The sequence below is a fragment of the Pseudoalteromonas sp. SR41-7 genome, from assembly GCF_014163935.1.
Lineage (GTDB): Bacteria > Pseudomonadota > Gammaproteobacteria > Enterobacterales > Alteromonadaceae > Pseudoalteromonas > Pseudoalteromonas distincta.
On sequence record NZ_JACJEF010000003.1, the window covers coordinates 133417 to 149864 of the forward strand.

Below are 16448 nucleotides of genomic sequence, written 5' to 3' on the forward strand. Positions count from 1 at the left end.
GTTCCACAAGCTATAAATCTAGTCATTAATTAATTTAATATTAGCCAGTTATCCACAAAAGCCTTTTTTTTTACAATCCTTTATTCTTATTTTTCATCAATAACCTAACTGTAAGTCTCTTTTACTAAGACATTTAGCTAAATTTTTGCTAAAACAGTAAGGCTAATAACGATAAATAATAAAAAGGATGTATATGCTTAACTCGTTGAAATTTACTTCCAAAGTGACTATTGCAGCCTCCTTAATTTTGGTTTTGGTGCTAGGGTTATTTACTTTTAATAACTACATTGCGATGCGCAAGCAAACCGAGCAGCAGTTAAGTTTGGTATTGCAACAAAATTCCGAATCTGTTTCACAAAATATAGCGAATTGGTTAAATGCAAAGTTGGCGATTGTTATATCAATTGCTAAAACCCATAAAGCGAATGATTCTAAAGCACTCACCCTTTCACAATTAAATACAGCAGAGCTTGCTGGAAGCTTTAAAAATACGTATATAGGTAAATCCAGCGGCACGTTTATATTAAACGATCAATCAGTCGTTTTACCTGCAGATTTTGATGCGACTTCTCGCCCTTGGTATAAATTAGTCGAAAACAAATCAAATACCGCTTTTACAACTCCTTATATTGATGTGACTACTAACGAGCTTACAATTTCAGCGGTAGTACCCATACTCCAAAATGGCCAGTTTAGCGGCGTTGCAGGTGCCGATATTGATATGCAGACCGTGACAAAAATTATCAACGATATTGACTTTTTAGGACTCGGTTATGGTTTTTTACTCGATAATAAAGGCCAAGTGTTAAGCCATCCAAATGCTCAGTTAAACTTAAAAAATACATCAGACATCTTTGGAACCAATACACCTTTACAAAGTGAGTTTACCCAGTACGAGATAAACGGAGAGTCTAAGCTTATTTCGTTTACAAAAATTAGTGGTATTGAAAACGTAGATTGGTACCTAGGTGTTGTTATAGACAAAGATAAAGCGTATGCCAGTGTCTCTAATTTTGGCCAAACCGCAGCTGTTTTTATGGTGATAGGAATTATCACTATTATAATTATGATGCAGCTTTTATTACGCTATTTAATGCAGCCAATGAATCGTTTAAACGATGCTATTAAAGATATAGCACAAGGTGAGGGCGATTTAACAAGGCGTTTAACCGTTGAAAACGACGATGAATTTGGCGATTTAAGCTATTCATTTAATATTTTCATCGAAAAAATTCAGCATTCAATAGAGCAAGTAAAAGAGTCTACAAAGCAATTAGATACAGCTATTGAGAGCTTGGTATCACAAACACATTCTTCGCTGTCTATGTATGATGATCAAAGTAAACGAACCGATATTGTTGCAGCGGCTATCAACCAGTTTTCTGCCACATCAATGGATATCTCAAGTAATGCAGAGAGTGCATCGCAGCTTGCTAAAAATGCAGATGAACATTCAACACAAAACCAAGAAGCATTAAGCCACAGTGTTGCAACTATCCACCAGCTCTCGGGTAATATGGAAAAAGCTCAGCAAACTATAAACAGTTTAAATACGCATACAGCCAGTATTGGCCAAGTGCTTGAAGTTATTAAAGGTGTAAGCGAGCAGACTAATTTATTGGCACTTAATGCCGCAATTGAGGCCGCTAGAGCAGGAGAGGCGGGACGCGGTTTTGCCGTTGTAGCAGATGAAGTTCGCCAATTAGCGCACCGCACTCAACAGTCAACGCAAGAGATTGAAGACACGGTTAGTCAGTTGCAAAAAGGCTCAAACCTTGCGGTAGAGCTTATGAAAACAAGCCTTGAAGGCAGTGAACAAAGCGTGCAACAAGCCGATGCTGTTGGCAATTTAATGAGCCATGTTATACAAGCGATTCAACAAATTAACGATGCAAATCACTCTGTGGCCACTGCAACAGATGAGCAAAACCAAGTTGTTAAGTTATTAGATACAGATATTCAAACAATTAATTCGCTTTGTATACAAGGCAAGGCCAACTTAAATGACACGCTTGACGAATGTACCAAACTAAAACAACAGTTTAGTGCTTTAGAAAATATGGTTCAAAAGTTTAAAGTATAAAATTAATGACTAAAAAAAATGTGAATAAACCAAATTGGCTCAGTCTGATAAATATCGACAGTGTTTATAGCTCAGACATGCAACGCAAAGCGTTTTCCTTATTTACCATGATTGGGATTTCAATTGTGTTGATCGCAGTATTAGTGTTTTTTAATTATAAGCTTTATTCGCCACTACTGACCGCTTCATTAATTATCGTTAACATTACAAATATAAGCTGTTCTATCTATTTTATAAAAACGGGTAATCTGCAAGTTGTGGCATTAATAAGTATGAGCATTGTGTGCATGATGTTTATTGCACTTGTTTATACCGGCGGTAAAGATAATACCGCGCTATATTGGCTAATGTTTTATCCTGTCGTAACGTTTGCATCTTTAGGGGTTAGATTAGGTGCTTGGTTAGGCTGTACCTTACTGTTTTCTTGTATTGTTATTTTATACGGCCCTGACTTTGGTCAAGTTAGCTATGGCAACGTAGAAAAAACACGTTTTATAGCGTCCTTTTCTATGGTGTTTTTATTCTCATTTATTGGTGAGTATTTTAGGCATAAAAGCCACATGGCTATTGCCGATATTACGCTAGAGCAAAAACAAGATGCTTATACTGACCCCCTTACTGGCATAGCAAATAGGCGTTTTATTACCTCTCATTTTTTAAAGCTTGCTCAAACACGCCCAGAGCAGTACTTACCTTTTTCAATTTTGTTAATTGATTTAGATAATTTTAAATCTTTAAACGATACGCATGGCCACGATTTTGGTGATACGGTATTGATAGAATTTACCAAACTTCTTGAGTCTCAATTTTTGGCAACTGCGTTAAAGGCCCGTTATGGCGGTGAGGAATTTGTTGTTATTTTACCGCAGCTCACAGCCTCTGCAGCCTCTGTAATTGCGAACAAATTTCGAGAAGCCGTGGCAGGGCATGTTATATTTACTGATGACAAGCAGCGTATTTCAATCACCTGTAGCATTGGTATTTCCCAAGTAAATAAAGTAACTGATTATGATGATTCATTAAAGCAAGCTGATGAAGCTCTTTATAGTGCAAAGGCTGCTGGTCGTAATAGTGTCGTCTCAAACTAGTTGAAGGATTAATATGTCTCAAAGTAAGTTAATATATGTTCATGACCCAATGTGTAGTTGGTGTTGGGGTTACTCACCAACCTGGCTTAAGCTAAAATCAGAGCTTGCTGGTAAAGTGGCGATAGAATATAAAGTAGGTGGTCTTGCTCCCGATAGCCAAGACCCAATGCCACAAAATATGAAAGAGATGCTTGAGGGGACTTGGCATAAAATTTCAGCGCAGTTAGGTACGCAATTTAATTATAACTTTTGGCGCAACTGCCAGCCAAGGCGTTCAACGTATCCCGCATGCAGAGCTGCACTTATAGCGCGTAAAGCGGGTAAAGAAGCTCAAATGGTGGCTGCTATTCAACACGCTTATTACCTAAACGCACAAAACCCGTCTGATGAAAGTACATTAATTAGTTTGGCTGAAAAAATTGGCTTAAATAAAGATGAGTTTTCGGAGCAGCTAACATCAAGCGAGCTTAATGATGAATTTAAAGCTGAGTTATCGTTTGTTCGCACTTTACCAATTCAAGGTTTTCCCTCACTGGTGCTTATTAAAGATAATAAAGCTCACCCTATAGAAATTAATTATACCGATTGGCACTATTCTCTTAATCAAATTAATTCAATTTTGGATTAACCACCTTCTTGCATCTTCTTAATAAGGGGTATTTGGCCAGCAAGTACCCTTATTCGCGTTAAAACTTCCTCGTAAGTCTTAATTGTTACCATTGTCATAAAAGCGACTTTTTTGCGCAACATCCTTGTCATGTTTCATCTATAAACTCCTGCTCATTGAATTATTAAGTCATAAATTATTTATATAACAAAGTTTATGACCTAAAAAAACAAACTAGCAAATCCGCTAACTAACGAGTAAAGGTGTATGCGATGAAAGGCGTTAAACCATTAATCTTAGCTGGTATTGTGGCCGCAAGTGCAGCAGTACACGCAAACGATTTAGATAAGGTTATTGATAAAAGCAGTGAAATTAATAAATCAGCTGCGCAATCACAAACAAAAATAGACAAGATTGCAGATTCAATGCAAGGACGTTTACAGCAATTTAAAACCCTCAATAAAGAGATTGATGGTTTAGCTGTATACAACGCCCAGCTAACTAAACAATTAAATAATCAAATAGAAGAGATGGAATCTTTAAACCTGTCAATGGATCAGGTTTCTATTATTGAACGTCAAATTACGCCGCTAATGCTTAGAATGATTGAAGGTCTTGAGCAGTTTGTATCTTTAGATGTTCCATTTTTAGCTGATGAGCGCACTAAGCGCGTTACGTCTTTAAAAGAAATGATGAATCGTGCTGATATTAACTCAAGTGAAAAATTCCGCCGTGTACTTGAAGCGTATCAAGTAGAAGTTGACTACGGGCGCACTATTGAAGCTTATACCGCACTTTTAAATGTGGATGACAAAGAGCGTGAAGTTGATTTTTTACGCATTGGCCGTTTAGAGCTTATTTACCTAACACGCGATGGCAAAAAAGCAGGTAGCTGGAATGCAGAGACAAAATCATTTGAAGCATTACCAGACTCTACAATAAGCCAAATTAATAAAGGTTTACGCATTGCGCGTAAACAACTTGCCCCAGATATGTTAACTCTGCCAGTACATGCAGCAGAATAAGAGGTTGAAAATGAAATTGTTTACTCAAATGACAAAAATAGCTCTTTTTGCTGCAAGCCTAAGCATTACTGGTGCAAGTATAGCGGCAGAGCCAATGAACTTAGATTCATTACTTAAAACGCTCGAAAATGGTAAATCAGCTCAAAGCGAGCAAAATAAACAACGTGAACAAGAGTTTGCTGCTCGCCAAAACGAGCAAGTACAAACACTTAAAAATACCCAAGCAAAGCGCAATCAAATGCTGGTGGAATCTGAGCGTCTAGAAACGCAATTTGAAGAAAACGAAGTAAAACTTGCTAACTTAACAGACACGCTTTCTAAACGCATGGGTTCGCTTAAAGAGTTGTTTGGCGTTCTTCAACAAGTTGCAGGGGATTCTAGTAATAAATTTGCGACATCAATAGTATCTGCTCAGATTGCTGGGCGCAGTACGTTTATGGATGACCTTGCTCAAAAGATGGGTTCAACTTCAAAACTTGCGTCAATAGAAGATATTGAAAAAGTATGGTTTGAATTACAACGCGAAATGACCGAGCAAGGTAAAGTAAGTCGTTTTAACGCAAGTGTTATTGTTGAAGGCGGTACTAAAGCACAGCAAGAAGTTGTGCGAGTGGGGGCATTTAACCTTATATCAAACGGTAAGTATTTAGAGTTTAATTCCTCGACTAATTCTTTGAGTGAATTAACACGTCAACCTGTATCGCGCTTTACTGCAACAGCAGAAGAGCTACAAAGCACTAAAAGTGGCGTGGTGCAATTTGCACTTGACCCAACAGGCGGCTCTATTCTTGGTTTATTAGTACAAGCACCTGATACACAAGAACGTGTTCATCAAGGTGGCACAGTGGGTTATGTGATTTTAGGCGTAGGTGTTATTGCACTTCTTATATCACTTGAGCGTTTTTTCTCACTATTGATTATGGGCGGTAAAATTCGTCGCCAGCTTAAAGATACAGTTGCACGTGATGACAATCCGCTTGGACGCGTAATGAAAGTAAAAGATCAATTTCCAAGTGTTTCACACGACACACTGGAGCTTAAACTAAGTGAAGCTATTTTACGTGAAATGCCAAAAGTGACGCGTAATTTAACACTTATCAAAATCATCTCTGTTGTTGCGCCGCTACTAGGTTTATTAGGTACGGTAACCGGCATGATCAATACATTCCAAGCAATCACCTTATTTGGTACTGGGGATCCTAAGCTTATGGCGGGTGGTATTTCTCAAGCGCTAGTAACAACGGTATTGGGCTTAGTGGTCGCCATACCAACGGTATTTTTATACACCTTACTTAATACGCGCGCTAAAAATATCTTGTTAACTATTCAAGAGCAGAGCGCCGGTATTATTGCAGAGCGAAGCGAGAAAGGAGCATAAACCATGGTGCTATTGATTGATTCAATCAATGCTATCCGTGATTTTCTCGACACTGGTGGCCAAGTTCTCTTGGTCATCGGGGTGTTAATCTTCGCGATGTGGTTATTGATACTCGAGCGATTTATTTACTTTTTTAATGGTTTTAGAAGCTATAAACACGCTCTTAAAGCCAATTGGATTAACCGTGCAGAACGTGATAGCTGGAATGCAGAGCAAATACGCGAAGCGATGATATCGCGAGCTGGTATGCGCTTAAACACCAATCTTTCTTTGATTAACGTGATGGTTGCTTTGTGCCCGCTACTTGGTTTGTTAGGCACGGTGACGGGCATGATAGAAGTGTTTGATGTAATGGCAATTACCGGCACAGGTAGTGCGCGCTCAATGGCATCAGGGGTATCAAAAGCAACTATCCCGACAATGGCAGGCATGGTAGGTGCGTTATCTGGGGTATTTGCCTCAACGTATTTACAACGAAAAGCTAAGCGCGAAGTAGAACTACTACAAGACAGCATGGTTTTAGACCATTAAGCAAAATTTTGATAAGCGGCTTATATAAAGCCGCTCATCCTAGGAGAATAAAAATGAGAGCCCCGTTAGGAAACCTATTTCAAGAAGACGAAGCTGAAGAAATAAACATGACCCCAATGTTAGACGTTGTATTTATCATGCTTATTTTCTTTATTGTAACTGCCTCTTTTGTTAAAGAAGCCGGTATTGATGTAAACCGCCCAGAAGCCGCAACAGCTGTTAAAAAAGAGCGTGCTAATATTTTAGTGGCTATTTCTGATACAGGCGAGATTTGGATTAATAAACGTCAAATTGATGTACGCGCAGTACAAGCCAATATCGAGCGTTTAAAAGCAGAAAATCCACAAGGTAGCGTTGTGATTCAAGCGGATAAAAAAGCCACTACCGAAATGTTAATAAAGGTGATGGATGCCTCGCGCGCGGCGGGCGCATTTGATGTATCAATTGCCGCACAAGATGCGTCTTAAGGGCTAGTTATGTTGCGATATTTAGTTGCATTAGTGATAGCCGGTGTAGTGACCTTTATGTTGTTTTTAGGCATGCAGGCACTGATCACTGGCGGTGAAGGCGCTATGACGGATCCGGTTAAGGGTAACGTACTTGATTTTGTTCGCTTGAAAAAAGAAGAAACCGTACAAAAAAAAGAGCGTAAGCCACAAAAGCCACCAACACCAAAAGAGCCGCCACCACCAATGGAATCACCGCAAATGCAAAATAGTGATGCTACAGCAAATGCTAACAACTTTGACTTTGGTGCCAATGTAGATGCGGATGTAAATTTAGCCGGCGGGTTAGCACTTGAAACAAGTGATGGTGAATACTTACCGATTGTAAAGGTGGCACCAGTTTATCCGCGCCGTGCGTTATCACGTGGCATAGAAGGCTACGTGATTGTTGAATTTACAGTAACTAAACAAGGCACTGTACGCGACCCACAAGTAGTAAAAGCAGAGCCTGAGTCACTTTTTGATAGAGCTGCGATGGATGCAGCCCTTAAATTTAAATATAAACCGCGCGTAGTAAACGGTGAAGCCGTTGAAGTTGCGGGTGTTCAGAACAAAATATCTTTCCAAATTAGCGGTTAATTAGTAATTAACCACGAGTAAACGGACAGAAATGCGAGGCGATTATGAAATTACTACCTACAGCTAAACTTTTAAAGTTAACTCTATTTTGTACCGCTGCGATCAGTACAAGTATTGTTACACCAAGTGCTCTAAGCCTAATTCCAGGGCTACATGTAGCTACGGCATATGCAGAGCAAGAACAAAAAACGAAACGTGTACCAGCACTACGTGAAAAGGTTTATAGCCAGCTTGCTCGTGCCCAAAAACTTGCAGACGATGGTGATGTTAAAGGTGGACTTGAAGCGCTTGATAGCATTCAAGAGCGAGCTGCAAGCATGAACTCGTACGAAGTGGCAATGATGCATAACTTTTACGGGTTTATTTATTACAACGAAAACGACTTACCAAAAGCGATTGCCTCGTTTGAAAAAGTGGTAGCTGAGGAAGCCATTCCTGAGTCACTTCGTTTAAGCACTACATTTAGCTTGGCTCAACTGGCTATGGCTAATAGTGATTACACTAAAGTTATCTCTTTTTTAGATGATTGGGACAGTATTAACACTCAGCCTAAAACAGAAGGCTACTACTTGTTAAGGGCTCAAACATACTATCAGTTAAAAGATTATAAAAAAGGGCTTGAGTACATATCTCAAGTGATTGCTTTAAGCGACAGCGAAGGCAAAATCCCTAAGGAAAACTGGTTAGTACTACAGCGTGCAATGTATTACTCGCTTAATCAAACTGACAAAGTTGTTGAAGTGCTTGAGCGCATGGTAAAGCTTTATAATAAGCCTGAGTATTGGGTGCAGTTATCGGGTATGTATGGTGAAACAGGTAGGGAAAAACAACAGTTGGCGGTAATTGAAGCCGCTTATCAGCAAGGATTTTTAACCTCTAAATCTGATTTACGCCAATTAGCGCAAGTGTATTTATACAATGGTTTAGCGTTTAAAGCTGCAAAAGTGATGAGCGATGCCATTGATAAAGATATTGCTGAAAAAACAGCAAAAAACTACGCTTTTGTTGCCGAGGCGATGATCCAAGCTAAAGAAGATGAAAAATCTATTACCTACTTTGCAAAAGCTGCTGATTTATCTGAGCACGGTAAATACGATCAACGTTTAGCCGAAGTATTTGTAAATACAGAGCAATATGAAGAAGCCGCAGATGCAGCGCGTAAAGCACTTGATAAAGGTGGCCTTGATTTTGAATCAAATGCATTTGTTGCACTGGGTATGGCGCAGTACAACATGCAAAATTTTGATGCATCAATTTTAGCGTTTGAGCAGGCAGAAAAACATAAAAAATCTCAGCGTTTAGCACAGCAGTGGATCAAATATGTAAAGCGCGAAAAAGTGCATGCAGAAACACTTAGAACAGCTTTACTGTAAATTTTAAAGCGCTTTACTAATTAACAAGTAACGCGTGTAAAACCAGTTCATAATCGCAACACTAAAACCGCCTCAGGGCGGTTTTTATCGTCTCTAAAAGCATCCAATTATTTGATTTTAAATAAGTTACTTTTGTCATCTTATGGTTATTAAACTGTAACTACTTTGTCATAAGTCTCCCGTATTGTAACCGCAGCTAAACTCAAGTGACCTTAAAGCATTATTTAAGTGTTTTATGGTGACTTGAGTTTATTTGAGCACCTAAAAAATAATTAAATACTTTAACGGAGTGAACAATGAAATTATCTGACTTATTCAAAGTAAGTTTGATTGCAACTGCAGTATCTTTAGCTGGTTGTGGTGGAGACTTAGTAGTATCTGAAGGCGACACAACTATTAATGAAGGTGATACAGTAACTAACGTTATTGAAGGCGGTGACGATACAAGTGGTGAAACCTCATCACGTGATGATTCACAAAATGCTACCACTGGCTTTCCTACTGATATTGATAATGCACTAACTCAAGGTTTAGCAACTGATGTTTCTAGTGAGTTTACATCTATTACAGATAAGCCCGTATATCGCTTAGCTGCAGATACCGTGTTCACTACTGATGTATCGTTAACAAACGACGCACACTGGATCTTAAATGGCCGTACTGCGGTTGGTAATGATCGCGCAGATAACGCCAAGCTTTATATTCAGCAAGGTACAACGATTATTGGCGAAACAGGAGATGACTTCCTAGTTGTTCGTCGCGGTTCACAAATTGAATCGGTAGGGACTGTAAGTCAGCCCATTACAATGACCTCAATTCAAGATGTTACAGCTCAAGAAACAACGATTGGTCAGTGGGGCGGTTTAGTATTATTAGGTAACGCGCCAGCAAATTCTTGCGGCGACCAAGAAGGTGAAGCAACAGCTGATGAACTTGCTAATTGTGGTGTGTCGGCTGAAGGTGATGCAGGTCAGTTTGGTGGCGATATCAGTGATGATAATTCAGGTACTTTAAAGTATGTACTTGTTAAGCAAGCCGGTAAAACGTTAGGTAATGGTGATGAGTTAAATGGTATTACGTTTGCCGGTGTTGGCTCTGCAACTACGGTTGATTATATTCAAGTACATGAAAATCTTGATGATGGTATAGAGTTCTTTGGTGGCACAGTTAATGTAAGCAATGTTGTACTTACAAATATTGGTGACGATTCGCTAGATTGGTCTTTTGGTTGGACGGGCTCAGCCACAAACGTTTATATTCAGCAAGCGGCTAACGTAGGCGATAACGCTATCGAAGCTGATAACTCTGAATTTGATTCAAGTGCAACACCATTAACACTACCTACTATTTCAAACGTTACAATTGTGGGTGCTGAGGGCAATAACGGCATTCGTTTACGTGCGGGTACTGCTGGGGTTCTTAAAAATGTATTTGTAACGGGCCCAGCTACTTATGAAAACTGCTTACGTGTAGGCTCGGATTCAGTACCTCGTGCAGAGGATGGCACACTTACGATTACAAACTCTATAGTTGCTTGTCAAACTGCAGCGAATAACTTTGGCAGCGAAGTTATTAACGGTGGCGATGTACAATCTTGGTTTGAAGGCCAAGACGCTAACCAAACACTTACCCCAGCTGATTTAATGCTAGATGACAACGGTTATACACCTCTTGCTGGCTCGCCGCTTATTGCAAATACGCAAGTTGGTGCATTTGATGGCTCAACTAACTGGATGGAAGGTTGGACTGTTGGTATTAATGGTGGCTTCCCTATTGATATTGATAATGCGCTTGCACAAGGCTTAGCATCAGATGTTTCTAGCGAATTTCCGGAAATTACAGATAAACCAGTATATCGCTTAGCTGAAGATACAACGTTTACAGCGGATGTAACACTTACAAATGACGCACATTGGATTTTAAATGGCCGTACTGCAGTAGGTAATGACCGTGCAGACGCTACAACACTTTATGTTCAAGCAGGCACGACATTAATTGGTGAATCAGGTGATGACTTTTTAGTTGTTCGTCGTGGTTCGCAAATTAACGCAAATGGTAATGCAACTGCACCTATTACAATGACATCTATTGAAGATGTAACAGGCGCTGAAACAACAATTGGTCAATGGGGCGGTTTAGTACTTTTAGGTAATGCTCCTGCTAACTCGTGTGGCGATCAAACTGGTGAAACGACTGCTGAAGAACTTGCTAACTGTGGTGTATCTGCAGAAGGTGATGCAGGACAATTTGGTGGCGATATTAGCGATGATAACTCAGGTGTTCTTCGTTATATTGTCGTAAAGCACGCAGGTAAAACTCTTGGTAACGGCGATGAGCTTAATGGTATTTCGTTCGCGGGTGTAGGCTCTGCAACAAAAGTAGAATATATCCAAGTTCATCAAAATCTTGATGATGGCGTTGAGTTTTTTGGTGGTACTGTAAATGTTCGTAACATAGTACTTACTGATATTGGTGATGATGCATTTGATTGGTCGTTTGGTTGGACTGGTCGTGCGCAAAATATTTATATTCAACAAAGTGCTGTTGGTGGTGATAACGCTATTGAAGCGGACAACTCAGAATTTGATTCAAATGCTACACCTTTAACAAAGCCACTAATTTCTAACGTAACAATTGTAGGTGCTGATGGTACTAACGGTGTTCGTTTACGTGCAGGTACAGCGGGCGTTCTACGTAATGTAGTAATTACAGGACCTGAAGGTTACTCAAACTGTTTACGTGTGGGTTCTGACTCTGTAGCAAATGCAGAATCTGGAGAGCTTTCTATTGAAAACTCAGTAGTGGCATGTAGTGAAGATAATAACTTTGGTAGTGAAGCAATTGGTGGTGGTAACGTTCAATCTTGGTTTGAAGGCCAAACAGGTAACCAAACGCTTACAGCTGCTGCCCTTAGTTTAGCAACCGATGGCTTTACACCTAAATCTAGCTCACCATTATTAGGTTCGGGTGTTGATTCGTCAGACCTTGATTCGTTCTTTACTAAAACAGATTATATTGGTGCGTTTGATGGCGATAATAACTGGATGGATGGTTGGACAGTCGCTATAACGCCAAGTTTTCCTGATGATATTCAAAACGCCTTAGAGCAGGGTTTTGCTACTGATGTATCAGCGAGCTTTCCTGAAATCACAGACAAGCCAGTTTATCAGTTAACTTCTGATGTTGTATTCACTTCAGACGTAACATTAACTAACGATGCACATTGGATTCTAAAAGGCCGTACAGCCGTAGGTAATGACCGCGCTGATGAAACGACTTTATATGTTCAATTTGGTACTACGCTTATTGGCGAGTCGGGTGATGACTTTTTAGTTGTTCGCCGTGGTTCTAAAATAGAGGCCGTGGGCAGTGCAACTCAGCCAATTACTATGACGTCTATTGAAGATGTTACTGGTGGCGAAACGACTATTGGTCAATGGGGCGGTTTAGTGCTTTTAGGTAATGCACCGGCTAACTCGTGTGGCGATCAAGAAGGCGAAGCTACCGCTGATGAGCTTGCAAACTGTGGTGTGTCTGCTGAAGGTGATGCTGGCCAATTTGGTGGTAATGACCCAGAAGATAACTCAGGTACTTTAAAATACGTAGCAGTTAAACAAGCAGGTAAAACGCTAGGTAACGGAGATGAGTTAAACGGCATTACGCTTGCTGGTGTTGGTAGTCAAACAGAGCTTGATTACATTCACGTTCATGAAAACCTGGACGATGGTGTTGAATTTTTCGGTGGTACTGCAAACATCAGTCACCTGGTTTTAACTAATATTGGTGATGACTCACTAGATTGGTCATTTGGTTGGACGGGTAAAGCGCAATACGTACTTATCAAGCAAGCTGACTCAACAGGTGATAATGCAATTGAGGCGGATAACTCTGAGTTTGATTCAAGTGCAACTCCACTCACAATGCCTACAATTTCTAATGTTACTATTATTGGTAATGTTGGGGTTAACGGTATACGTCTACGTGCAGGCACTGCGGGTATGCTTAAAAACTTGGTTGTGACAGGCGGGGCAGATTATTCAAATTGTTTACGTGTAGGTTCAGATTCAGCTCCTCGCGCAGAGGATGGTACATTAACTGTTACTCACTCAGTTGTTGCATGTGAAACAGCAAATAACTTTGGTACGCAAGCAATTGGTACTGGTAATGTTGAGTCTTGGTTCTTAGGCCAAACAGGTAACTCTGTGCAAGCAGCCACAGACCTTGGTTTAGCAGATAACGGATATATGCCTTCGGCTGAGTCATTACTGTTAGGTAATGGTTTTGATTCTTCAAGCCTAGATAGTTACTTTGATTCAGTAGATTACATTGGTGCAATGGATGCACAAACAGACTGGACAGCAGGTTGGGTTAAGGTAGGTCTTTAATCCAAACCACATTATAGCCGAGCGAAAGCTCGGCTAATGTCTTGTTTTGTTTCGGAGTATAAAAATGAAATCTTTTAAACCCTCTTCTCTTGTTCTTTGTAAACTAAATTGCGCAGTTATGGCTGCAATTATGGGGCTATCAGTAAACACAGCTATAGCAGCCGAAGCCGAAGAGCAAGAAATAGAAGAAGTTGTTGCTGTAGGGCAACGATTAAAAGGCAGTGCGGGTGCGGTACTGCAAGAGCGTCAAAATCAGGCATTTGTTGCTGATATTATGGGTGCTGATCAAATATCACGCACAGGTGATGGCGATGCAGCTTCAGCGCTTCGTCGTGTGACTGGTTTAACCTTAGTCGATGGTAAATATATTTATGTTCGTGGTTTGGGTGAGCGTTATTCAAGTACCCAACTTAATAGCATGTATGTTCCAAGCCCAGATCCCACTCGATCAGTTGTTCCACTGGATTTATTTCCATCGGATATTATTGAAAGTTTAAGTGTGCAGAAATCGTTTTCTCCTGATATGCCAGCGCACTTTGGTGGTGGTAATGTAAATATACGCACCAAATCTATTCCTTCTGATTTTTTGTTTAAAATACAGTTAGGTACTTCATATAACACCTCTAACAGTGACACCGGTTATTTTTACAGTGGTGGTGATGATGATTGGATGGGGCGCGATGATGGTACACGTGCTTTACCTTCATTAATTTCTACAGCGCTTAAAAGTGATGCAGGACTTGAAGGTGACAGCAGTACTACGCTTGAGCAGCGTCAAGCGCTCCTACAATCTCTAGATTGGCAAGTTGGACCTACTGAGAAAGACGTTGATCCAGGCATGAATTTTTCAGTAGCACTAGGTGATAGGTTTGAGTCTGAAGTAGGTACTTTTGGCGTTCTTGCAGCTGTTTCCTATGACAATGAATGGGAAGTAGTTAAAGAGCAAAGCGGTACAAATTTAGGTAGTTTGGGCTGCGAAGACAAATGTTTTGCACAAACTTATGATGGCATATCTACTGAACAAACCGTTCGTTGGAGTGGCACATTAAATTTAGGTTATGAATTTAATAATAACCATAAATTTGAACTAACGAATATAGCTCTTCATGATATGAGTGACAGAGTGCGTAATCGTGACTTTTTCGATGCTAACGAGTCAGAAGAAGGTGTTACTGAGTTACGCCGTGTTGACGTTATGTATGAAGAGCGTGAAATGTTCTCTACGCAGCTCAAAGGGACGCATAACTTTCCTGAATTAGAAAATTTATTTTTTGATTGGTATGCCGGTACAAGCCGCGCCAACAGAGATGCTCCTGGCGCATTGGATGTTGTTTTTCAAACTAACTTAAATGATGGTGTATTTGAATCAGAGCAGTTACAAGATGTTGCTGCAACAAACGTAACACGTGATTATCAAACTTTGCATGATGACGTAGATACATATGGTTGGAATATGGGCATCCCGTTTTATGGTGATGGCTATGAGTTAGAGCTTAAGGTGGGTGGCGATTTTTCTGAAAAAAAACGTGATGCAAGTAATATTCAATTTGGTATTACGCACCGTGGTATAACAGATGAATATACATTTGGCTCAAACATAGACCAAATTTTTTCTGACGAAAATTTAGCTAATAGTGAGTTTTATACAAGTATTACAGGCTCTGGTATTTTTGATGATGGTACCGCAGATGGTGATAAGTACAGCGCTGCACATAAGTTAGACGCTTATTATTTTATGGCCGACTTTTTCTACGAAAACACATGGCGTATAACCGGTGGTATTCGTTGGGAAGACTTTTCTCAAATATCAGTGCCTTTTCAGGCTCATACTAATTTCTTTGATGGAACAATTGAAGAAGTGAGCGAAGTTGCAATAAAAGAAGATAACTTTTTTCCTTCTTTAGCAATTACTTATATTATGGATGAAGAAATGCAGTTTCGCTTAAACTTAAGTGAAACGACGATTCGCCCAGATATGCGTGATGTAAGCTCAACTTATTATGTTGACCCACTAACAGAGTTTTTAGTGCGAGGCTCGCCTACACTTCAAAGCTCTAAGCTAAAAAATGCTGACTTTAGGTTTGAGTGGTACATGCCTTCAGGAAACAATCTATCAGTTGCTTTGTTTTATAAAGATATTGAAAACCCAATTGAAATGGTTGAGTTAGCGGGTGTTGGTGGAGCTGCTCCGCAATTACTAACAGCAAATGCGCAGTCGGGTGAACTAACAGGTATTGAGGTAGACTTTTTAACTGACTTTAGTTTTATTCATAATGATTTATCTGCCATATTTTTATCAGGTAACGTTACTCTATCGGATTCAAGTGTTGAGCTTGGCATAAACGATGCTGATGGGGTTGATTCATTATTTGAACAACAACTAAAAGAGGCGCTTGAAGCTGACTCTGTTTCTAACATTGTTACTAATAATAAACGTCGTTTAGTTGGTCATTCTGAATGGGTAGCAAACTTACAAATGGGTTATGACTCTGCTGATGGTTTTCATTCTACTTCAGTTGTTTATAACGTGTTTGGGCCGCGCATAATTGTACCAGGTACGCGTGGTAACGAAGACGCAGAAGAAAAGTCATTTCATTCTCTTGATTTAGTTTATTCTTACTTCCCTAACTTTAATACTAAAGTTAATTTTAAAGTTAAAAATATACTTGGCCAAGAAAAAGAAATTGAACAAGAAAACTTAACACTTTGGCGTCAAGAAGAAGGCACTGAGTTTAGTTTAAGCTTTAGCTACGAGTTTTAATTTTCTACCCAAGGAAGGGGGATATAATAAAACCTAATTACCTATTAGCCCTGTATTTAATACAGGGCTTTTTTATGACTATGAAAAATATTTAAGTTCTACTTTATTCACTAGTTTTAGCGCGCTGGTGGT

General features: G+C 39.7%; 11 protein-coding genes. All 11 read left to right on the forward strand.

Translation table 11 applies throughout. The features are described from left to right. Window positions 1-193 precede the first annotated feature (193 nt). The 11 genes from H5092_RS05230 (at window position 194) to H5092_RS05280 (ending at window position 16316) form a co-directional block, all read left to right on the forward strand. On the forward strand, window positions 194-2083 hold the full coding sequence (locus H5092_RS05230) for a methyl-accepting chemotaxis protein (RefSeq protein WP_182733033.1): 1890 nt from the start codon (window positions 194-196) through the stop codon (window positions 2081-2083). A gap of 5 nt (window positions 2084-2088) precedes the next feature. After that, window positions 2089-3171 carry a GGDEF domain-containing protein gene (locus tag H5092_RS05235; protein ID WP_182720328.1) on the forward strand — a complete coding sequence of 361 codons (1083 nt, stop codon included), beginning with the start codon at window positions 2089-2091 and terminating at the stop codon, window positions 3169-3171. A gap of 13 nt (window positions 3172-3184) precedes the next feature. Further along, window positions 3185-3799, forward strand: a complete 615-nt coding sequence (locus tag H5092_RS05240; RefSeq protein WP_165723867.1) for a DsbA family protein — start codon at window positions 3185-3187, stop codon at window positions 3797-3799. A gap of 251 nt (window positions 3800-4050) precedes the next feature. Then, the gene (locus H5092_RS05245) at window positions 4051-4803 is read left to right on the forward strand and encodes a DUF3450 domain-containing protein (RefSeq protein ID WP_182720329.1); all 753 of its coding nucleotides are present in this window, start codon (window positions 4051-4053) and stop codon (window positions 4801-4803) included. Between the two features lie 10 nt (window positions 4804-4813). Beyond that, entirely contained in the window at window positions 4814-6181 is a 1368-nt protein-coding gene (locus H5092_RS05250; RefSeq protein ID WP_004334754.1) for a MotA/TolQ/ExbB proton channel family protein, read from the forward strand. Between the two features lie 3 nt (window positions 6182-6184). Further along, entirely contained in the window at window positions 6185-6712 is a 528-nt protein-coding gene (locus tag H5092_RS05255) for a MotA/TolQ/ExbB proton channel family protein (protein WP_010552929.1), read from the forward strand. Window positions 6713-6765: 53 nt separating this feature from the next. Beyond that, window positions 6766-7179: a biopolymer transporter ExbD gene (locus tag H5092_RS05260; RefSeq protein ID WP_004334764.1), complete on the forward strand. Its 414-nt coding sequence runs from the start codon at window positions 6766-6768 to the stop codon at window positions 7177-7179. A gap of 12 nt (window positions 7180-7191) precedes the next feature. Then, on the forward strand, window positions 7192-7797 hold the full coding sequence (locus tag H5092_RS05265) for an energy transducer TonB (protein ID WP_024597386.1): 606 nt from the start codon (window positions 7192-7194) through the stop codon (window positions 7795-7797). Window positions 7798-7841: 44 nt separating this feature from the next. Then, complete coding sequence (locus tag H5092_RS05270) at window positions 7842-9170, forward strand: lipopolysaccharide assembly protein LapB (protein ID WP_182720330.1); 1329 nt, start codon at window positions 7842-7844, stop codon at window positions 9168-9170. Between the two features lie 296 nt (window positions 9171-9466). After that, window positions 9467-13555, forward strand: coding sequence for a hypothetical protein (locus H5092_RS05275; RefSeq protein WP_182733034.1), 4089 nt, complete (start codon window positions 9467-9469; stop codon window positions 13553-13555). 64 nt (window positions 13556-13619) lie between these two features. Next, window positions 13620-16316 (forward strand): TonB-dependent receptor domain-containing protein, encoded by a 2697-nt coding sequence (locus tag H5092_RS05280; protein WP_138490090.1) that lies wholly within the window; start codon window positions 13620-13622, stop codon window positions 16314-16316. Window positions 16317-16448: the final 132 nt, after the last annotated feature.